Genomic DNA, 19,245 nt, shown 5'->3' on the forward strand with positions numbered 1-19,245 from the left:
ATGAATCGTATATTTAATACTGATAGCCAACGCAGTGATTTTTTGTTTCAATTGTCATCGTTGTTAGGGGAAGGTTATTCCTTTTCGGAAGCAATCCAATTGTATTTAGAATTTACAGATGGAAAAAGAAAGAAATGGGTGTATTCGATCTACGTAGAAATGCAAGAAGGTGAATCTTTTTCTGAGCAATTAATTTCAGGAGGCTTTTCTAAAGAATTGATTAGCTATTTAATATTTGTAGAACGCTATGGAGATTTTCAAAATGGGCTCATGCAAGCATCTATTATCCTTAGAAATCGAGATGAATTGAAAAAGAAGATAAAAAAGATCCTTCACTATCCTGTATTTTTGCTAGTCGGACTAATTGTCATAGGTACCGTTATGGCTGAAGGAGTATTGCCTCAATTTGAGCAATTTTTCGATGCGATGGGACAAGATTTACCTTGGATATCTCGATGGATGTTAGCATTCGCTACTTGGTTTCAATTGCCTATCTTAATAACTTTTGTTTTAATTTTTTTAGGAATTGCTTTTTTTTTTCAAGCGAAAGCCTATTTTTGAACAAGTGAATGTCTTAATTAAAATCCCCTTGATAAGAAATTATCTTAAACATCTCCTGACGTATTACTTCACATCGCAACTTGCACCTTTACTAAAAAATGGCCTTTCCTTATATGATACGTTAAAAATGATCGAAAAAGATTCGTTACTCACTTTTTTTCAATTCGATGCTAAAGACCTTTCTTATGGTTTAAGAGAAGGTGATGCCTTCGCTGATTTGATAAAAAAGCGGAATTATTACTTACCTCAGTTATCGTCGATCATCTTGTTAGGAGAAAGAAAAGGGAATCTAGGTGCGGAATTAGACAGGTTCTCAAATTATTTATTTCAGCAAATGTACGAGAAGGTTTATCGCAACATTCAACTGTTTCAACCTGTTTTTCTTTGTTTGATTGGTGTTTTTATCCTCGTGTTATTTTTATCAATGATGATGCCGGTTTTTTCAATGCTAGATGGTTGGTAATAACCATCTTCACAACTGATAAAGGGCCCTAAATTAACAGACTTATATTAACTACGACAAGTTTTCTTCTTTGATAATTCATCCGCCTCGCGTTTACTTAACCATGAAATAAACTCAAGTTCTTTGTGGTCTAACATTCTTCCTAGTACAAGACTAATCTCTTTTTTTCGGGCTTTTGTTAAGTGCTGTAACAATAGTGTCAAAAGAATGCCCTCCCAAATTAAATTTCATAACTGCTTCATATTATGCTCTCTATCATGAATTATAAAGGAAGCGGTAAAAAATTAACAGAAAATTTAATAATTAAAGGTTTATACAATATATTGGCTTAAAAATAAGTAGAGAAATCTCAAACTTATCTCCTTTCGTTCACCGGAAGAATAGACAAGTATCGTTGTGTTTGGCACGACGGGTCTCAATAAATCCAAGGAGTGGATGGTAATGATAAATTTACGTAATATTATAAACTGTAATAAGGGCTTTACATTAATTGAAATGATGAAGGGGGAAAACATATGAACTTAGGATTTCCCCCAGTATTTTTCTTTATAATCATTCGTTTTAGAATGGTGCCATTTGTATGGATCTTCATCAATTGGTATCTCCAATTCGATGGGGATCTCATCGGATGGGGCTTGAAAGATAATTTTTTCTTCATATAAAATTGCTTCAGGAAATAGTGTGCCAACCATCTTAGCTTGTTCTAGAGACGGAAACTCATTTTCAAAATCCTCCATCACTTCTAAATATTCATAAACCATCTCATAATTCCATTCTTTATTTTTGAGCATGTCCATTTTATTTAAATCAGCATTTTGTATTTTCTTTAACGCATCTAATTCAAAATCGAAACTTTTTTGTTTCTCGTCCAGTTGTGATTTAGAAAAAGATCCATCCAAATACAGATCAAGCAGACGATCCTTCTTCTCTTCAATTTTCTTAATTGATTTCTCTCGTTGTTTAACGCTTGTTCTGAGGTCGTTTATATCGTCATCGTCTTTGTCTATGTCGATGTATTGACTGGCTAAATTGGGGTTGCTGAGGATGTCTGACAGCGCTTTGGTGAAGTTATCCTCAAATCTAATGGTGTTTATCGTAATATGACAAACAGATTCATCACTAACACTCTTTTTACGTCCATGTCTTAAGTAATATAGTGGGGCTTTTACAGTGCCATTTTGATTAAGGCTTATCTTTCTACCACAATGACCGCATGTAAAACGAACACGCCTGAATATGTACTGGTCATTTCGCTTCCTGCTAGTGCACTTAAATTGGGTGGATCTTAAATTTCTTTGACGTTGAATCGCATCGTATGTTTCTTTGGTACGAAGCGGGGGATACATATTTTCTATCCGGATCACTTCGCCATTAGCAAACTTTTTTTCCATGATTCCATGAAAGGCTTTTGATACTAAACGACGATAAACGAGCGTTTCATTCCACAGATTCCCATTCGGTGTTCTTGATATTTCATTTAATCGATCACCAATCGTCTTCATGCCCAATTCCTCTTCAATGTACAATCGATCAATTGTTGGGATGACCCAAGACCATTCCTCATCAATTGTAAATGAGCTTGTTTCTTTGTGATATTTATAGCCGATCGGAGCCTTTCCCCAAGGTTTTCCCTCTCGCATTCGTTGACGTTTTCCACGCATCATCCGCTTGACAGTCGATTTTTTCTCTCGTCGGGCTATAAGGTTCTTAATGTCTGAGATAAACTCCTGGTCTTCATCAGCAAGGTCAGTGATTGATCCAGGCTCAGCTATTTTCACCTTATTATCTCTCAACGTCGATTTCAGGTATTCCCATGCAACCGTGTCAAGACGTGATAACCTATCCTGGTCGATGCATAATACAACATCAATTCGGTCATCCTCAACTAAATCCAGCAAACTATTAAGGCCTTTTTTGTTGAGTTTTCCACCGGATTCAACGTCTTTGAATTCACCGATGACTTTCCAGCCCATTTGATCAGCATGAGTATGTAACTCTGATTGTTGCGCGCCCAAAGAGAATTTATTTTCTTGCAGCTTAGTACTTACTCTAATATAAATCGCACAACGCATATCTAACAGACCTCCTTTTTAATTTTAGTAACAGTTTCATAGTTTAATAATTCTTGTACGTCTTCAATAAGTATAATGTAATAATCGATTTCATGGATCATAGTTTCATCATAATTGTTACGTTTTAGGGATTGTTCTAACTTGATATTAGAAATAATAAGGCAGTTTTCTTGGAGGGGATCTCTATTGATGTCCTTTAAGCTAATACTATAAGCAGTCATATCATACATATCTCCATCATACATACGATTATAAGGTCCGTCTATGTAATAATAAGAACATTGTTCATTTGTCCTCGCTTTTAGAATCAACCATTTCGGTTGTAATTCACCATCAATCTCTTCGTAATAAACCCACATAGTTGATGACCTCCTGTCCTGTTTGTTGCTTTAATTGTTCCATGACCCGTTTCGTTTCAGATGACCATTCGTGTGGTCTGTAAGTAGCTGAGTCAATTTCAAGTGATCTTGAAGCTACAGATACATCGTACTCCTTAGCCTTTCTACGAATGTAATGTAATTTATTTATTACAAATGATTCTGATACAAAAAATGCTTCGCTTAATTCTACGACAATGTTAGGAGACTCTAAGTTAATATTTCTTAATATGGCCCAGGGCATGGCAGCGTAAAAATAGAAATGACGAGAATCCCACTCTTGGAGTTCTTTAAATCTCAGTGGCATTTCTTTGAACTGCCAACCAACATGTCGAACAATATGAGCCAATTCATGAAAAAACACTTCACGTTGTTTAACTACTGAGATTCTGTTATCGATTGTCATAGTGCGATATTCTCCATTAATATAAGAGTTTGAAGGGAGCGGTTTCTTAAATAAGTAAATATTTAAGTAATCAGCAATCTTTTTTTCATACATTTCAGATGGAGTATGTATGTCTAATTCTATATACAGATTATCTATCCATGCTTCTAAATGCGTTTGTGTATATTTCACCATAGTGATCACCTCTATATATCATTATACGAACAAGAGTTCTTTTTATCAACATAAAAAAGTCCACAATTGTGGACTTTATGTTAAGGCGAACTCTGGAAACTCGTTATAAGTTTTTTCATCTAATATTCGTCCATGTCTATGCTTTTGAACGCCTCCCCATTGCTTAAAGAAAAAAGCAACATCGTAATCAAAGCATTGATCGCGTATATTTCGAACCCATTCAGCCTCCATAGGTCTTGCACCAGGACCGGATTCACCACCAACAATTGCCCAATGAATATTGGTGAGGTCTATGTTATCAATAGGACCAATTAGAGGCTCTAATGATAAGAAACGTACAAAAGAAGGGACGTTCCTTAAGTGGTCAATTCGGTGTTGAGTAGAATTATTTTCAACACTAGTACCCATCCAAATGTTAGGTGTCCAATTAAATTCAGAAGACAGCTGAGCGACTCTTTCAGGTCTTTTTGTTAGTATTTGATACGTGTGATGTAGTGAGTTATTCATTGTATGAAATACTCTTTTAATGAAATCTAAAGGAACGTCCTCATGAAATAAATCAGACATGGAATTAACAAAAATTTTACGCGGCTTTTTCCATTGCAGTGGTTTATCTATTAAGTCATGATGAAGTGTAACGTTAAAACCATTCTCATATCTAGGGTTTCCCATAGCATGCAGTCTTTTTGCCATTGTTGCAGCATAACAATTTTTACAACCTGAAGAAACCTTTGTACATCCTGTTACAGGATTCCATGTCGATTCAGTCCATTCAATACTTGACTTTCCTGCCATAATTACCCCTCCTTATTCTTATAATAACATAAAATCAAATATAAGAACATCCGTTCTAAAACAGTTTTAGTTGTTCGTGTTGACCTCTCTGCACCCATTTCATTATATCCATGCCAGCTTTATGTTTTCCAGCAAAAATCATGTAATACAAATTTGGACCATTTTGAACTCTGAATACATTAGATAAATAAATATAGGTATATCCTAAATTATTAATACGACTTGAATAAAGATCATATATTTCAGAAAAATAGTAGACGCGCACTTTATCATAATATATAGGCTGCCATTCGTCCGTCCCTAAAAATTCATTCATTCTGTTAATATTATTTTTTGTGATTTTACTTTTGTCCGTGGGTAACATTCTATTTAAAAACATGTGGTAAGGAAATAACATAAATAATTCCGTTTTCCATTTAGATAAAAATTCAATCGTCTTCCATTTAATTTGATCTTTTGAAGGGTCTAAAAATACAAATGTTGGAGCCTTTTTGTTAATATGATTCATTACAGTATGTATTTTTTCATTACAGTCTCCGTGGAGAATTGTAACTTTATCGGTACAACTATACTTTTCCGCTAGCTTATTTAAGTGATTAACCCTTTGTTTGTCAAACTCAATTAAGTAAATATGCGTAAATTCTTTTGCATGCTTCATAGCAATTACTGCAGATCCTTCTACCTTTTTGTTTGTTTCTTTATGGATCCATTCGCCTTTTCCCGCGAAACAGTCAATATAATATCTGTGATGTGCTTTTTGAGTCGCCTTGGTGAAAATAGGAATATACTTTTTGAGAAGTGCTAGTTTATCAACCGACCATTGCCCTACTTTATCATCGTTTTTACCATAAGCCATTTTAATTACCCCCATACAATAATAAAAGACACGCAAAGTAAGCCTATGCGTGTCTTGGTGTGGTTAATTTTGTGTTAGTGCAATAGAAGTATTAATATAATTTATTTTTATGAATCATTTTTATTTTCCTGTGCTGCCTTATACCTCAAAAACTCCAGGTGCTTTTTAAGCTCTTCCATTTCTTCTGGTGTAATGTTTTCTTCATCGAAAAAGAAAAGATGCTCCTCTTCGTTTTGTCGTTCGAGACTAGAGGATGATCTTTCTCTCGCTCTATTCTTAGGAGAATCAGGATGCTTGTCCCTTTTATCTCTTGCTTGATCAATATGTTCGTTGATAGATTCAATTGAAACACCAAAGTGCTCGCTAACTAATCGACGACTTTTAGGTTCCAGAAAAAGACTTCCTTTTTCAAGTGCAACATACTCTGATAACTGAACTTCTAATATATCGGCCATTTTTTCTTTGCTTAATTCTCTTTCGGTTCTTAAATCTTTCAAATAATTTCCTGAATTTATAAATGGAAACTTTTTATTATACTCAGCTGCATTTGGGAAATCTTCGAAATAATCTTCTGGATTAATGTATCCTGCTTTTTCGAGTAGCTTCTTATAAGGATAGTTGTAAGCAGTAGCGATTAATTTTAAAGTATCTGGGGATGGATTTAGAGGAGTATGTGTGTCTCTTCTAAAACCTTTTTCAATGTCGGCAATATAAGAGTGGCTAAGCCCTGTATCCTTCGCAGCTTTTCTTAATGATTTTTTTCCTCTTAAGCCCCTTAATAACTCTCCTAGTTCACTCATCGTTACTGCTCCTTTATGATATGTAAATTCTATTAATCATATTGTAATGCTTATCTTACAATAAATAAATAATTTTATTGTCGCACATAGTTGACAAGTGGAATATCGTGTTATACAATTCAATTGTAAACAATGTGCGACAAATTGAAAGAGAGGTGGGACAATGAAAAATAACATTAAATACCTAAGAAGAAGTCAAGAGTTTGATATGACGCAACAAGAGTTAGCAGAGGCTCTTGGCGTTTCAAGACAGACTATAATTTCAATTGAAAACGGATCGAACACTTCTGGAGAAATGATAATGAAAGTTGCTAATTTTTTCAATAAAGATCCACGAGATATTTTTTTTACTAACACTGTTGCACATAAATTACAGAGGGTAAAAAAGGAAGTGATCTGATGAAAGAATGCCCTCGATGTCCATTCAAAAAAATCCAAGACTGGCATCAACAATGCAAGATATGCGGCATGCCAGTGTCAATTAAGGAGGGAGCGAAATGAACCAATTACAAGAACAAGCATTTCCGTTCGCTGGGCAAAACTTAAGAATTGTCGTTATTGATGAAGAACCTCACTTTATTCTGAAAGATGTTTGCGAAATTCTTGATCTTGGTCACGTTGCAACAGTAAAAAGACGTTTGACAGATGATGTGGTTTCAAACCACCCCATCCAAGACCGGCTCGGTAGAGAACAAACGGTAACAGTGGTTAATGAAGATGGTCTATACGACGTCATCCTAGATTCTAGAAAACCAGAAGCAAGGCAGTTTAGAAAGTGGATTACATCAGAAGTCATTCCTTCTATTAGAAGGAATGGAGCCTATGCAACGCCACAAACAGTTGAGAACATGCTGAATGATCCTGAGTTTGGAATTCGATTACTCACAACACTGAAAAAAGAAAGAGAAGAACGTCATCAAGTCGAACAAAAAAGACAAGTTGAAATGCCTTTTACGAATTTTGGGAAAGCAATCTCTAATTCTAGTGGATCCATCAACATTGGTGTATACGCGAAAATAATATATAAAGACCATGGCGTGAAAATTGGTCGGAATAATCTATTCAAATGGTTTCGAGACAACGGTTATTTCATTAGATTCGGAAGAGAAAAAAATAATCCGAAACAACAATACATTGAGCAAGGTCTTTTTGAAGTAACACCAACATTGGTAAGTCGTTCGGTTGGTGATATCGAAACGTACACCACTCAGATCACTGGAAAGGGTCAAGTGAAATTTTTACAAGTTTTAATTAAAGAATTTTGTTATCAAAAACAGTGAAAAAGGAGGATTTCAATATGGAATTTAAAGATTTACCGATCGATCCAGAAATATTAAAAAAGAGAATGCAGATTCCAAAACTGTTAGCGAAACTTTCATACCAGGACGAAGAGGAAGCAATTCGCTTAATGCGCCAATGGGGCGAAAAGAAACAACCCATTACTTCAATGTACAACGAGTTAATCGATATTGTTGAACCAGAAAAAGTAAGTTGATCTCCTTCCATTGTAAAGACAAATAATGACATTGTCGGTTCCATTGAGGAACTGTTCCAAAATGGAACATAAGGGGGTGTGAAAATTGGACCTTGGCGCTGTACTAAGAGCGGCGAGGGAGCGAACCGGACTATCTCAAGAAGAACTAGCAGAAAAGTTAAATCGTTCTCGTACCTGCATTACAAAATTTGAAAACAATATTAAAGAAATAAAATGGTCAGAAGCAATTAAATGGGGGCGGTTAACAAACGGACAGGACATTATTATTGCCGCAATGCTTGCGGTTGACCCGGTTCAAGTCGCAAGTGTGATCGACCAACTTACTCCGTTCATCGGAACAATCTTACTTTTTTAGGAGGTAGTCATGCCAGAAGTACATTATAAGTGCGAGTTATCAATAAAAAACAATCCAGTAACAGTCAACGTCTTTTGCAAAGAAGAACTTGATTACTTCAATTTAAAAAAGCGAGCAAAAGAGGAGGGTATTGCATTTATGAAACATACTTTCGGACAGAAGGTTTCAGAGAAGGATATCAAAGCAATCGGTTATTCGAAAGGGTGGTTTGGGTGACTAAGCAAACGAAAGTGAATTCCACAAAAGATTTCGTCGGATCAGTAGCAGTAGCAATCATATTGTGGGGCATGGCGTTCTATTATTGGAGTTTTTCACCTTTGTAAGAGTGGCATTTTTATTAAAGGAGTTGTATAAATTGAACCTTGCAGAAATAAATAGGAAATATGAAGTGATAATGAATTCGAGCGACGCTAAACACGTTAAAGTAATAAAATTGGCGAGTCTGATGACAGATATGGAAGGATTCTTTTCGATTCCTATGTTGAGAAATGAAAATTGGGAAAGAGAGAATCCAAAAGTAATTGCCTTGTATAGAAAAATTTCAATAAGTCGTTCTTTTTAAAAGGAGGAAAAAATGTTAAGAAAATCAGATTTTACACTTGCTGGAGAAGTTGATCGGTTGAAAAATTACGAAATAAAAAATCTCACCGAAGCAATTCACTTGCATTGTAACGGTGCTATCGAAACAGGATTACGATTCGGAAGATACTCACACGCTTTTGAAGGACCAAAACACGAGATCCTTGGAATGGAAAGGTCGCTACTATTTATCGGGATACACGTTTTATATCAAGGCGAAAAGTTACCAATGCCTTTCGATCTGTTAGCAGATATCATCGCTGAATTCGAACAAAAGAAAAAGCCCATCACGCGGTAACGTGAAAGGCGTTTGAAACTTTAGGATAAATTAATAATATCATTATTTCGATTTTAAAACAAGAAAGGATGAGGACAATGATACGCCGCTAAATACGGCAAGGTATAGCTTCGGCTTTACCGATCGGATCACGTTGTTTCCTGCTAAAAAATTAACCACCTTTGAAACGTGGTTCGATCGGTGCAGCAGAAGTGCCAGAAAGGAGTGTCGAATGAAGGTTCATGATCGAGTTTATGTGGATCATTTCTTATTTGAAGGCTGGGGGACAATTACTGATATTTTTAAGGGTGAAATCTTACCATTCGCTGTCACATTGGATATTGGTGATGAAAGTGGTCATCGTTTCAAACGTGTATCTTTGCACGAGATGTCCAAAAACGGTGTGGTAAAAGTAGATGATGAACCGAAAGAAATCAAAATGGAGCAACTAAGCCTGTTCTAAAGGTAGGTGAATCGCAGTGAAAGAAGCGTGGGTGTATTTAGCTACTCACCAAGTTACGTCAAAGTCGATTAAAGCTTCGTTGAATTCATTGATTAGAAAGCTTAATAGTCTTGAAAGGTCGATGATTACTTCCATTTCATTTAAAGATTCTAAGATTCAACTTCAACTTTCTGAACAATCAGAAGAAACTCCAGTAAAAAGTGAAGTGACATCTTCGAAAGAGAAAGATCATTATGTCATAGTAGCTAAACCTATTGCTGGACTGACAAGCAAAACTTTATCTGAATTATTACAAAATTTTATTCAGAAAATGAGTGATGCAAATATTATTGATGGTATGCAGTGTGTAGATGATATTCAATGTAATAATAATCAATTAAGTGTCCGAGTAGAAAAAAAGGAAGAGAAACCAGCTACTTTAAATGAATCATATCGACGAAAAAATTTATTAATTATAGATGGCTCTAACCTGTTAGCAAGAGGGTACTTTGCAACTTCTTTTCGTGGAAATTTAATGCGGAATCAAGAAGGGTTATTCACGAACGGGGTCTATGTTTTTGTAAAGAAAATGCTCCGTTTAATCCAATCTTTACAAGTCACTCATTTGGTGATTTGTTGGGATATTGGACGAGCTGATACATTTCGACGAAATATTTACAGTGATTACAAAGCGTTACGTGAAGAAACGGAACCAGAGTTAAAAGAGCAATATAAAACAGTGGAAGAACTTTTACGTCTGATGAATATTCCTCAACTTCGTCTGGATCCTTACGAGGCTGATGATTTAATTGGGACAATCTCTACAGAATTTAGAAAAATTAGTTCATTGACGGACAAATGCTATATTTACTCAAACGATAAAGATATGTTCCAACTTCTTGATCCTGAAATTAAAGTGCAGCAGATTATTAATAAAAATAAACAGGATCTTTTCTATTCTTCGATGAAATTCGAGGAGGAATATGGCATTAAACCGTCTCAGTGGGTTGATGTAAAAGCAATTTTAGGAGAAAAGGGTAAATCAAGTGACAATATCCCAGGGTGTCATGGCGTTGGTGAGAAAGCGGCCTTTCCACTTGTTAAACAATATAAGACGTTGGAAGGTATTTATAAAAATATTGAAACTCTCGACAAGTCTTTTTCTAGATATAAAAAGAAACTCGAGGATGGGAAATCAGACACGATGCTAAGTAGAAAATTAGCTAAGATTGTCTGTGATATTCCAATGCTAAATGATTTCACAAAATATGAATTGAAAATCAATCATTCAGGTAAAGATAAAGCCTTTAGATGGCTTAATTTTAGATAAGAAAAGGGTTAACCACATACGGGGAATTATAAAAAAGGAGGTGCAGTTTTGAAGCGTGTGACGCGCAAACATCGACAAGCTTTTGCTTGGGTAGGACTGAATTTTCGTCATTGGTGTATTAAAAAGTCCATGGATGATCAATTGCTGATAAAACATAAAGAAGTTGGAAGAGAGCGTCAGATACCGAGTTAAAGGGAGGGAAATATAACATGAGTAATTTACATTTCATACATTCAGACCGTTATGCAGATGTTATTGAATTATCTAAAAAATTCGTATCTAATAATCTAACTAGACCGATATTACTCTTTGTTGAACACAAAGATGATGGGTCAATCGTCGCTACAGATTCAATAAAGGCTTTAATAGTTAACAATATACACGGCTTTACAGGATCTTATCTGGTTAACCCGAAGACGTTGGAGTTCGCAACAGGTAAATATCCAGACACCAAAAAAATGATGAGTTCAGACGATTATAAGAGGTCGATAACACTTAATCAAGAGCACGTACGTATTTGGTTGCAAATGCACCGATCCATGAATCAAATGTTCAAGACGATTTACAGAGACAGGAATAATGTTGTTGCTATAACAATAACTGCTGATAAAGCTAATTTCGAAATACCATCACCAGAAGATGGGTTAACCTACAGTTTGCCATTCGAAGAAATTATATCAGAAAGAGAAACCATTCATTACAACAATGAATCGATGAGGGATGCCCTTCATGTATTCGAAAAACTAAAGTCCAAATTTATCACTATTAGCTTTTCAGGAAAGTTAACTCCTATTTTGCTATCTGATGGTGAAGATATATCAGTACTAATTACTCCAGTGAGAGTCCTCTGAGGGTTCATCTTACGAAAGAAAGAGGGTGAGGTGGTTGGCTAGACCGAAAAAAGAAGGACTAGATTACTTTCCGCACGATACGGACGCAATGAATGATGAAAAGATTGAAGCTCTCAGAATGCTTTACGGCAATGACGGATACGCCTTTTATTTCATATTGCTGGAACGTATCTATCGCACAAACAACGCAGAATTAGACGTTTCTGATTCAGAAACTATTCAGATACTTTGCAGAAAGGTTGCTGTTACGGAAAATGACTTTTACAAGATGCTCGAGACAAGCTTCAAGAGAGAAATTTTTTGTCGCCGAATGTACGAAGATAAAAAAGTTTTGAGTTCGAATGGCATTAAAAAGCGTACAAAACCAGTAGTTGAAAAGCGTCATAATATGCGTAAACAGTATAAAAAAGCAAAGGAAGAAGTTTCTGACGTAGAAACCACCCAGAATGGAACGGTTTCTGCTCACAAAGTAAAGGAAAGTAAAGTAAAGGAAAGTAAAGGAAAGAAAAGTAATAAAGATACTCGTTCCAAATTGAAATTTGAAACACATCACTTAAAATTAGCTGATTTATTATTTAAATTAATTAAAGAGAATAACCCATCAGCTAAGAATCCTAATTTAGAAAATTGGGCGAACGTCTTTAGATTGATGATGGATCGAGATAAAAGGTCAGGAAAAGAAATACAGGAAATAATCATATGGAGTCAAAACCATCATTTTTGGTACAAGAATATCCTATCACCCGATAAGCTAAGAAGTCAGTTTGATAGATTGTTACTTGAAAAGAAGGATGAAAATAATAATCCTCATCCAAAATTTGGACAAGCAAAAAAGGAACCAATACCGAAATGGATGGCTGATGATTCGCAAGCCAAGGATGATAGTAATCCAGAATCATTAGAAAAAGCAAAGCAGGAGGCTGCTGAATATCGAAAGATACTGAGGGAAAAGAAAGAAGCAAAGAGTGGTTAAAAACACTGGAGGAGGTCCATGGTGAAACTTGCACAAGCGGTAATTATTAGCATGTTGAGAGATTATAAGGACCGAGGGGAACGTGTTGACGAAGTGTTGTTTACTGCAGTCTCAGAGAGGATGGAATACTTAGAAAAGGAAAACAATCAATTAGTATCGGAAAATATTGAACTTAGAGAAACAGTGAGTATTAGCAAATAATAATTCAAAAAAGGAGAGATTGATAATGGCAGTAAAACTAATGGCAGCATTCAAAAAAGGGAAAAAAATTGGGGATGCTGTAGGTACAGCGAAGGCAACTAAAAATGGCAATTTGACGAAGCATATTGCTAAGAATAAAGCCCAAAAGTCATTGTTTAAAATGTTCAAATAAAAAAACCAACCCTTTAGGATTGGCTAATGTCTGCTGATTACATACATTATACATCCTGGAGGGGTAAATATGCCAGAAAATAAACAAAAGAACACTGTTGAAATTAGTTTGACTGAGAATAAAACCTATATTGTCAAACAAGGGGAAATTGAAGCTGTTGATTCACTTCCCGATGGATATGGTAAACAAATCATTACCTGGCAAGGTGGAAAACCTGTTCATACTGAAATATCTTATTCTAAATTAACATTTGAGGAGAAGTAAACGATGAAAGAAGCTATGAAAAAAATCCAAGATGAAATGGCGAAGGAAAGCAAGCATCCATATGTGCAAGTGATTGGAGATTTCTTGCTCCTGCACCTAGAAAAGAATCCACAAGATGCCGAAAGTGTAGTGGCCAAAGACAAAACTATCAAAAACAGCTTAGCTGCAATGCGAACGGAAGCAAAAAAGAAAAAGGTAGATAATTGTGCAGTACTGACTGATGAGGAAGGGTTTGCAGTAGTGTTGAAGTATTTCGGAATTGATACGAAACCAGGTAAAACCGTTACTGAAAAGGCAGAAACTGTACCGGAAACGAAAGAAACCGTTACTGAACATGCCGATTTCAATGTTAAGCTTGATGACTTTTTGTAGAGGAGGAAGTAAAAGTATGGCGAGCCAACAAATAAAAGAAATACTAAACCATTTTCCAGCAGATTTCAGTACTGAATTCATGAATTATGTGACAGATGTTGCATTATTACGGAGTCGATATATCTTCACTGAACGCAGCAAATCTCGTCAGCAATACGGATATTGCACTCACTGTGAAAAAACGATGAGGACAGACAACTTTAAACACAACGAGATAGTGATTTGCGAAGAGTGTGGATCAGAATGTTCCGTAAAAGCAAGCGGACGAGGCAGAAAGAACCTTTTCGATACAGCTTATATCGTTTGGTATGAAAAATCGATAGAAAATCCCAAAGCAATTATCGCTAGAGGTATTTTTGTTGTCAGGGATTACAGCGGTGATTACAAGGAAGTTAAGACGAAGCGCCAAACAAGCGTCAAGTATTTATTCGAACCAGGCAATAGCGTGATGATCAAATATGAAAGTTGGGTCGGAGAGTGGCATAAAAGAGCGACTGTGTTTTCGGAAAGTTCCGGCGCAATGCAACATCATCCTTGTTTCTACTCTACTGAAAATATTAAAAAGGCAGTGAGCGATACGCAGTTTCAATACAGCACATGGGAGGAGTACGAAACAAATGAATTATTGGTCAAGTTCTTCGATATAGCAGCCAAATATCCTTGTGTCGAGTACTTGACAAAAATCGGTTGGAAGAACTTAGTTTATGACAAATTATACGGGAACAAGACTTTCGGAGCCATTAACTGGAGAGGTAAAACGCTAGAAAAGGTACTAAGGGTTACTAAGAGTGAACTTAAAACAATCGTCAAATCAGGTGTTTATATCGAAGCGTTTACTCTTCGAATTTACCAATTGTCTAAAAAAGATGGGTCAAAATTAACTATCGAAGAGGCGTGCGACTTCACTAGGAGGATAGATAGTTACACTTCTGAGACTGTCAAAAAAATTAGTAAAAGTACCACGATTCGGAAGATATATAATTATGTAATAAAGCAATATGAAAGAAAGAATTATAAATCCATGAGGTACCATAACGAAGAATCTGTAATATTGACATGGAAAGATTATCTGGACGACTGTAAAAAATTGAACATGGACACGAGTCAAGACATGATTTTGTTTCCTACGAACTTAGATAAGGCGCATCAGAGCACAATCAAAAAAATCAAGCACAAAGAAGACAAGGAATTAAATGAAAAATTCACAAAAAGGCTTAAGGAACTCAGCAAATTAATTTTCGAATGCGATGGATTAGTTATTAGACCTGCGGAAAGTTGCCGGGAATTGATTCGGGAAGGAAATTTATTAGAACACTGCATAGGCGGTTACGCAGAGAAACACGCGAAAGGAGTAACTAGTATATTCCTCCTTAGAAAAGCAGAAGAACCAGACAAGCCTTTTTATACAGTGGAAGTAAGAGGCAATAGAGTGGGGCAAGTATCTGGTTATAAAAATCAAATGGCCACTAAGAAGATCAATTCCTTTCTCGATGAGTTTGCAAATACAAAGCTAAAAAAGGCAAGTGAAACAAATAAAAAAGTCGCTCAAACAGCATAGGGAGTGAATCAAATGAATGAAGTGTCAGTAGACAGGACGCCGGCAGTCATTGCGACGGAAATCAACAGCATAAAAGAGCAAACCCGAAAGACGCTATTAATCAACTCTATCGAGATCGGCCGCAGGCTATCGGAAGCAAAGCAGCTCATCCCTCATGGTGAGTGGGGAAAATGGCTAGAACAACACGTAGATTATTCGAAAACGACAGCTGTGAACCTACTGAAAATATTCGATCAATTTGCATCGGATCAACTTAGCATTTTTGGAGATAACGTAAAAGCACAAGCGTTTGAACAATTATCTTACTCGCAAGCAGTTGCGTTACTAGGAGTGCCGGCAGAGGAGAGAGAAGCATTCGTCTCTGAAAACAATGTTGAAGAAATGTCTACAAGAGAATTAAAGAAAGCTATCGATGAGAGAAATCGCTTTGAAGAGGAATTGAGATTAAGCGAGGAAAAGGCCGAAAAGGAATTGTTGGCCAAGAAGAAGATTGAGAAAGAGCATGCTGCTATCCGCGAAGAAAATGAGCGTAACAGCAAATTGACTCGAGAGTTACAAGAGAAGATTGATCAAGGATCTGAAGAAATAGAGATCGATCGTCTCAAGGAAGAACTTTTCAAGTCAGACGCAGAAAAATTGAGACTAGAGGAAGATTTTAAAAACCTCAAGAAAGAATTAAACAAAAAACCTATCGAAGTTTCTTCTACAGAAACCATTGAAGTTGTTCCTGATGAGATACAAAAAGAGCTTGCTGATCTAAGGGAAAAAGTCAAAAGCCAGGACAACAAAGCAATAGTTAAATTTGGTGTTCGTTTTGATTCGTTAGTCGAGGAATTTCAAGGATTACTAGGAACCTTGGATGAGATAGGTAAGACGGATCCAGATGCGCAAGAAAGGTACAAAAAAGCAATTGAAGGATTGCTCAATAAAATGGGTGAAAGAGTCCTTTGAAAATTTGTAACTGAAAAGGGGCGGTTGATATGGCTGAAAAGTCACTACAAAACGAAATGGAATGGCATGCATTGATGGTAGAGGCAAAGCGGATGGGGTTAAGTGTGGAGGAAGTGAGGGCATTTTTAAAGCGTTGATGAGTTGAGAGAAACTGTTCAACAATGGAGAGGATGAATAAAATGATATTTTCTACTGTAATTGAAGGACCGCAACAAATAAAAATTGGTGACATTATCACGCAAGAAAAGAAACCTTTTAAAATTTCTAAAATAACGAAAGTTGAATTTATAAATGACAAAGTAGTTCTTGTGAACGGTGTAGGGAATTTCGTTTGATGCACAGTGCGAGGATAACCAGCACTAAAGCGATATTTCTCACTAAGGAGTGATCATGTGGAGGAATTCATTGTCTGTCAAAGTTACTTAAAAACTTCAAAAATAAAGGGGAAATGGCCAGACGTTGTCTATAGTTATATTTCCAATGATTCTGACATCGGCTTTCATCACACGTTAACAAATGACCGAGAAAAAGCTTATATTTTTGGTGAATCTCAACTAGAGATAGCTAACTTTATCTCTGAATGTTGGGAAATGAAGATCGTTAAATTGGATTATGAAGAGGGATATGTGACGAAAAGGAGGTTGGTGTCAATGGAATGCAATAATAGATATTGCATGTGGAATAGCTTTGATCAGTGTTGTCCAGAGGACGAGGAAAGCATCAAAAAGACAACGCCTAACAGATTAGATTGCCCGTCATCTTTAAGGGTGGATTTTCAAGAACAGTTAACGAATTTAGTTGGCGATTGCTACGACATTTTAGTTAGAAGGAATGTGAAAGAGTTGATCCAAGCGAAAAAGTTTATGGAGTCACAAAGAGATTAGTTAATAGTCCGAGATACCTAAGGAGATGTATAAATGAGTGAAAAAATGGTTCCTATAATTGTCCTAAAAAACAATTTAAAAAATAATCGTTACTTACCATCATCGATGGATTTAGGAGAATTTGAAGATGCTGATTTAGATATAACGATTGAGGAAATCCAGTGCGCTTTTATGATTTACAGAAAAGATTTGTTAATGCCAGATGAATCAGATATTGAGAATGTACGAAAAGAGTCAGAAGCACATAAAAAATTCATGATAGAAAAATTCGGCAAAGATGCAATTGTCTCTTTTGATTTTGAGGAAATTTTAAAAGTGTACGAACCAGTTAACATTGAGATTTCTTTAGAGAAGTTCGAAGCATCAAAAGAAATGAATGAATAGCCAAAAACCCCATAGGGAGTTGGTACCATGCAGAAGACTCGTTCTGGAATACTGACGTGTAGTGGATGTGGACGGACCTACGACAAGTACGAAATGTTGCGAGAGAAGATATCGAATTGCCTTGTGTGTAAAGCGACTTTTGATTTTGATGGGAGGGGTAAAGATGACAACGGACAAGCAACGACTGGAAAACATTGAATTTATGACTCTCACTATCGTTGATGGACTTACAGACGTCGTAACTGGATACGAGTTAGAGGACGTTGATTATGAATGGCTCATCGAAAAAGCAAAGAAAGCGATCGACTTAGAAATTCTACTCGAAGATCATGTGCAGCTGGAACAAAAACAAGCGCAAGAGATTGCTAGATTACAAAAATCACTCGCTAGTGCTACCAAAAAGGTCGGAGATCAGAATATCAAGATGCAAAACTTAAATACCCAAATCCAAACGCACAAGGAAACAGAGAAGCACCTGAAGGAATACGTCAAAAATATTGAGGTGCTAAAGAATGTCGGTAGTAGATCAGGCAGTTAAACATCCGGTACCAGTTGTCTTATTAGAGGATGTCGACTTGATGTCCAATAGCTCTGAATTAACTCAAATTAAAAAGTTATGGCTTGAAGGTGTATCTTTACCGGAAATAGCCAAAACCATAAAAAGGAGCTCAAATGAAACGTTTCTAGCATTGTTTCATTTGAGCTTGGATAACAAAGCGACGAATAACGCAAATATTAGATTTACATTTCGGCAATTAATTGGAGGGTGAAGAAATGCATGCGAATGAATTCAAACAGAAATTATACACAAGTCATGGGTTACAACTTATCGTCGCTGGGTTAGCTCGTTTGGTAGAGAGTGAAGGATATAGCCCTCAAGAAGCATTTAAGTTGGTAGAAGCTACGAAACAAAACACATTTCATTCATTAGCGGAGATAGGACGAGAGGTTGGGTGGAAGGAATGAAATGTGTATATAACGATAAGTTGATGTGGTCGAAAGGGATAAGCATAGAGACTCAATACAGAGAGGTTTTCTTGTATAAGACAGGGATTAATCCAGATGCGGTTTTATCTGCCGTTGAAAGTATGATTAAGGTTTTCAAAGGTGTTGCTGAATCGGTGTGGGAGATCATTTCTAACCTTTTCAAAGAATACAAGATTGAACGCCTTAAGCATCGATGGAGAATAAAGAGAAAGATACCTCTTCGAGATCAAGTCATGGATCGTAAGCCAATGATGGCTAGGGCGAGGAATAATTTGTGAACATCGCTAATTTTTTCAATAAATTAATAGGAGTATTTATTAAATATTTTGACGAACATCCAATTTTATTAACAATATCTTATTTTGTATTGATTTTGTTAATTGTCTATTTCGGTGAAAAGGTGGAGTGATTGAGGTGGAAGATAATCACAGGTTATATCAAGTTGTTGAGACAGAAGGAATGAGCGCAAAGGAGTTACAAAAAATCTTAAATCAAGCAACAGATGGTTTTCCAGAAAAACAGATAGATCATGTTATTGGTACAAAGATCATCCTAGGATTTGAATCTTCTCTGAATGCAAAAGGCAGAGCGCAAGTGAGATTGACAGAATCGCTAAGATTTAAACGGTCAATGGCAGCAAAAATGATGAGTGGGAATGAATAAGAG

36 protein-coding genes are annotated in these 19,245 nt (G+C 36.1%); 29 read left to right on the forward strand and 7 right to left on the reverse strand.

The window, feature by feature from the left end:
- Entirely contained in the window at positions 1–561 is a 561-nt protein-coding gene (locus ACM26V_RS00155; RefSeq protein WP_416149447.1) for a type II secretion system F family protein, read from the forward strand.
- A 4-nt stretch (positions 562–565) separates the two neighbouring features.
- Entirely contained in the window at positions 566–1,024 is a 459-nt protein-coding gene (locus tag ACM26V_RS00160; protein ID WP_416149448.1) for a type II secretion system F family protein, read from the forward strand.
- Between the two features lie 47 nt (positions 1,025–1,071).
- Here the strand turns inward: ACM26V_RS00160 and ACM26V_RS00165 are convergent, their stop codons facing one another.
- From ACM26V_RS00165 to ACM26V_RS00195, 7 genes are all read right to left on the reverse strand, one after another.
- Entirely contained in the window at positions 1,072–1,227 is a 156-nt protein-coding gene (locus ACM26V_RS00165; RefSeq protein ID WP_416149449.1) for a hypothetical protein, read from the reverse strand.
- 318 nt (positions 1,228–1,545) lie between these two features.
- Positions 1,546–3,096, reverse strand: a complete 1,551-nt coding sequence (locus ACM26V_RS00170; RefSeq protein ID WP_416149450.1) for a recombinase family protein — start codon at positions 3,094–3,096, stop codon at positions 1,546–1,548.
- Between the two features lie 2 nt (positions 3,097–3,098).
- Positions 3,099–3,455, reverse strand: a complete 357-nt coding sequence (locus tag ACM26V_RS00175) for a hypothetical protein (protein ID WP_416149451.1) — start codon at positions 3,453–3,455, stop codon at positions 3,099–3,101.
- Positions 3,430–4,053, reverse strand: coding sequence for an ImmA/IrrE family metallo-endopeptidase (locus ACM26V_RS00180; RefSeq protein WP_416149452.1), 624 nt, complete (start codon positions 4,051–4,053; stop codon positions 3,430–3,432). The genes ACM26V_RS00175 and ACM26V_RS00180 overlap by 26 nt, the downstream gene beginning before the upstream one ends.
- 75 nt (positions 4,054–4,128) lie before the next feature.
- Complete coding sequence (locus ACM26V_RS00185; protein WP_416149453.1) at positions 4,129–4,848, reverse strand: DUF5131 family protein; 720 nt, start codon at positions 4,846–4,848, stop codon at positions 4,129–4,131.
- 55 nt (positions 4,849–4,903) lie between these two features.
- Positions 4,904–5,704 carry a three-Cys-motif partner protein TcmP gene (gene tcmP / locus ACM26V_RS00190; RefSeq protein WP_416149454.1) on the reverse strand — a complete coding sequence of 267 codons (801 nt, stop codon included), beginning with the start codon at positions 5,702–5,704 and terminating at the stop codon, positions 4,904–4,906.
- Positions 5,705–5,811: 107 nt separating this feature from the next.
- A complete protein-coding gene (locus ACM26V_RS00195) occupies positions 5,812–6,504 on the reverse strand; it encodes a helix-turn-helix domain-containing protein (RefSeq protein ID WP_416149455.1) in 693 nt (230 codons plus the stop codon).
- A gap of 163 nt (positions 6,505–6,667) precedes the next feature.
- Here ACM26V_RS00195 and ACM26V_RS00200 point away from each other — a divergent pair, with 163 nt between their 5' ends.
- The 27 genes from ACM26V_RS00200 (at position 6,668) to ACM26V_RS00330 (ending at position 19,242) form a co-directional block, all read left to right on the forward strand.
- Positions 6,668–6,904 carry a helix-turn-helix transcriptional regulator gene (locus ACM26V_RS00200; protein WP_416149456.1) on the forward strand — a complete coding sequence of 79 codons (237 nt, stop codon included), beginning with the start codon at positions 6,668–6,670 and terminating at the stop codon, positions 6,902–6,904.
- 97 nt (positions 6,905–7,001) lie between these two features.
- The gene (locus ACM26V_RS00205) at positions 7,002–7,784 is read left to right on the forward strand and encodes a phage antirepressor (protein ID WP_416149457.1); all 783 of its coding nucleotides are present in this window, start codon (positions 7,002–7,004) and stop codon (positions 7,782–7,784) included.
- Positions 7,785–7,801: 17 nt separating this feature from the next.
- Complete coding sequence (locus tag ACM26V_RS00210) at positions 7,802–7,999, forward strand: hypothetical protein (protein ID WP_416149458.1); 198 nt, start codon at positions 7,802–7,804, stop codon at positions 7,997–7,999.
- A gap of 85 nt (positions 8,000–8,084) precedes the next feature.
- Entirely contained in the window at positions 8,085–8,354 is a 270-nt protein-coding gene (locus ACM26V_RS00215) for a helix-turn-helix domain-containing protein (protein WP_416149459.1), read from the forward strand.
- A 9-nt stretch (positions 8,355–8,363) separates the two neighbouring features.
- Positions 8,364–8,570, forward strand: coding sequence for a hypothetical protein (locus tag ACM26V_RS00220; RefSeq protein ID WP_416149460.1), 207 nt, complete (start codon positions 8,364–8,366; stop codon positions 8,568–8,570).
- 109 nt (positions 8,571–8,679) lie between these two features.
- Positions 8,680–8,916 (forward strand): hypothetical protein, encoded by a 237-nt coding sequence (locus tag ACM26V_RS00225; protein WP_416149461.1) that lies wholly within the window; start codon positions 8,680–8,682, stop codon positions 8,914–8,916.
- 12 nt (positions 8,917–8,928) lie between these two features.
- A complete protein-coding gene (locus ACM26V_RS00230) occupies positions 8,929–9,231 on the forward strand; it encodes a hypothetical protein (RefSeq protein WP_416149462.1) in 303 nt (100 codons plus the stop codon).
- A 211-nt stretch (positions 9,232–9,442) separates the two neighbouring features.
- Positions 9,443–9,673, forward strand: coding sequence for a hypothetical protein (locus tag ACM26V_RS00235; RefSeq protein ID WP_416149463.1), 231 nt, complete (start codon positions 9,443–9,445; stop codon positions 9,671–9,673).
- 16 nt (positions 9,674–9,689) lie between these two features.
- Positions 9,690–10,982: a 5'-3' exonuclease gene (locus ACM26V_RS00240; protein ID WP_416149464.1), complete on the forward strand. Its 1,293-nt coding sequence runs from the start codon at positions 9,690–9,692 to the stop codon at positions 10,980–10,982.
- 57 nt (positions 10,983–11,039) lie between these two features.
- A complete protein-coding gene (locus tag ACM26V_RS00245) occupies positions 11,040–11,174 on the forward strand; it encodes a DUF6906 family protein (RefSeq protein ID WP_416151962.1) in 135 nt (44 codons plus the stop codon).
- A gap of 17 nt (positions 11,175–11,191) precedes the next feature.
- Positions 11,192–11,833 (forward strand): hypothetical protein, encoded by a 642-nt coding sequence (locus ACM26V_RS00250; RefSeq protein ID WP_416149465.1) that lies wholly within the window; start codon positions 11,192–11,194, stop codon positions 11,831–11,833.
- A 34-nt stretch (positions 11,834–11,867) separates the two neighbouring features.
- Positions 11,868–12,806: a DUF4373 domain-containing protein gene (locus tag ACM26V_RS00255; RefSeq protein ID WP_416149466.1), complete on the forward strand. Its 939-nt coding sequence runs from the start codon at positions 11,868–11,870 to the stop codon at positions 12,804–12,806.
- A gap of 18 nt (positions 12,807–12,824) precedes the next feature.
- On the forward strand, positions 12,825–13,007 hold the full coding sequence (locus tag ACM26V_RS00260; protein WP_416149467.1) for a hypothetical protein: 183 nt from the start codon (positions 12,825–12,827) through the stop codon (positions 13,005–13,007).
- Positions 13,008–13,032: 25 nt separating this feature from the next.
- The gene (locus tag ACM26V_RS00265; RefSeq protein ID WP_416149468.1) at positions 13,033–13,179 is read left to right on the forward strand and encodes a hypothetical protein; all 147 of its coding nucleotides are present in this window, start codon (positions 13,033–13,035) and stop codon (positions 13,177–13,179) included.
- Between the two features lie 69 nt (positions 13,180–13,248).
- Complete coding sequence (locus ACM26V_RS00270) at positions 13,249–13,443, forward strand: DUF3954 domain-containing protein (protein ID WP_416149469.1); 195 nt, start codon at positions 13,249–13,251, stop codon at positions 13,441–13,443.
- 3 nt (positions 13,444–13,446) lie between these two features.
- Positions 13,447–13,815, forward strand: coding sequence for a hypothetical protein (locus ACM26V_RS00275; protein ID WP_416149470.1), 369 nt, complete (start codon positions 13,447–13,449; stop codon positions 13,813–13,815).
- 16 nt (positions 13,816–13,831) lie between these two features.
- On the forward strand, positions 13,832–15,373 hold the full coding sequence (locus tag ACM26V_RS00280) for a PcfJ domain-containing protein (RefSeq protein ID WP_416149471.1): 1,542 nt from the start codon (positions 13,832–13,834) through the stop codon (positions 15,371–15,373).
- 12 nt (positions 15,374–15,385) lie between these two features.
- Positions 15,386–16,324 carry a DUF3102 domain-containing protein gene (locus ACM26V_RS00285; protein ID WP_416149472.1) on the forward strand — a complete coding sequence of 313 codons (939 nt, stop codon included), beginning with the start codon at positions 15,386–15,388 and terminating at the stop codon, positions 16,322–16,324.
- A 29-nt stretch (positions 16,325–16,353) separates the two neighbouring features.
- Complete coding sequence (locus ACM26V_RS00290) at positions 16,354–16,461, forward strand: anti-repressor SinI family protein (protein ID WP_416149473.1); 108 nt, start codon at positions 16,354–16,356, stop codon at positions 16,459–16,461.
- A gap of 42 nt (positions 16,462–16,503) precedes the next feature.
- Positions 16,504–16,659, forward strand: coding sequence for a hypothetical protein (locus ACM26V_RS00295; RefSeq protein WP_416149474.1), 156 nt, complete (start codon positions 16,504–16,506; stop codon positions 16,657–16,659).
- 57 nt (positions 16,660–16,716) lie between these two features.
- Positions 16,717–17,208: a hypothetical protein gene (locus tag ACM26V_RS00300; RefSeq protein WP_416149475.1), complete on the forward strand. Its 492-nt coding sequence runs from the start codon at positions 16,717–16,719 to the stop codon at positions 17,206–17,208.
- 33 nt (positions 17,209–17,241) lie between these two features.
- Entirely contained in the window at positions 17,242–17,592 is a 351-nt protein-coding gene (locus tag ACM26V_RS00305; protein ID WP_416149476.1) for a hypothetical protein, read from the forward strand.
- Positions 17,593–17,755: 163 nt separating this feature from the next.
- Complete coding sequence (locus ACM26V_RS00310; protein ID WP_416149477.1) at positions 17,756–18,130, forward strand: hypothetical protein; 375 nt, start codon at positions 17,756–17,758, stop codon at positions 18,128–18,130.
- Positions 18,105–18,362 (forward strand): hypothetical protein, encoded by a 258-nt coding sequence (locus ACM26V_RS00315; protein ID WP_416149478.1) that lies wholly within the window; start codon positions 18,105–18,107, stop codon positions 18,360–18,362. The genes ACM26V_RS00310 and ACM26V_RS00315 overlap by 26 nt, the downstream gene beginning before the upstream one ends.
- 4 nt (positions 18,363–18,366) lie before the next feature.
- The gene (locus ACM26V_RS00320) at positions 18,367–18,558 is read left to right on the forward strand and encodes a hypothetical protein (RefSeq protein WP_416149479.1); all 192 of its coding nucleotides are present in this window, start codon (positions 18,367–18,369) and stop codon (positions 18,556–18,558) included.
- Positions 18,555–18,857: a hypothetical protein gene (locus ACM26V_RS00325; RefSeq protein ID WP_416149480.1), complete on the forward strand. Its 303-nt coding sequence runs from the start codon at positions 18,555–18,557 to the stop codon at positions 18,855–18,857. Before ACM26V_RS00320 ends, ACM26V_RS00325 begins: the two co-directional genes overlap by 4 nt.
- A gap of 136 nt (positions 18,858–18,993) precedes the next feature.
- A complete protein-coding gene (locus ACM26V_RS00330; protein WP_416149481.1) occupies positions 18,994–19,242 on the forward strand; it encodes a hypothetical protein in 249 nt (82 codons plus the stop codon).
- Positions 19,243–19,245: the final 3 nt, after the last annotated feature.

The sequence above is a fragment of the Salipaludibacillus sp. HK11 genome (assembly GCF_047795645.1).
Taxonomy (GTDB): Bacteria; Bacillota; Bacilli; order Bacillales; family Salisediminibacteriaceae; genus Salipaludibacillus.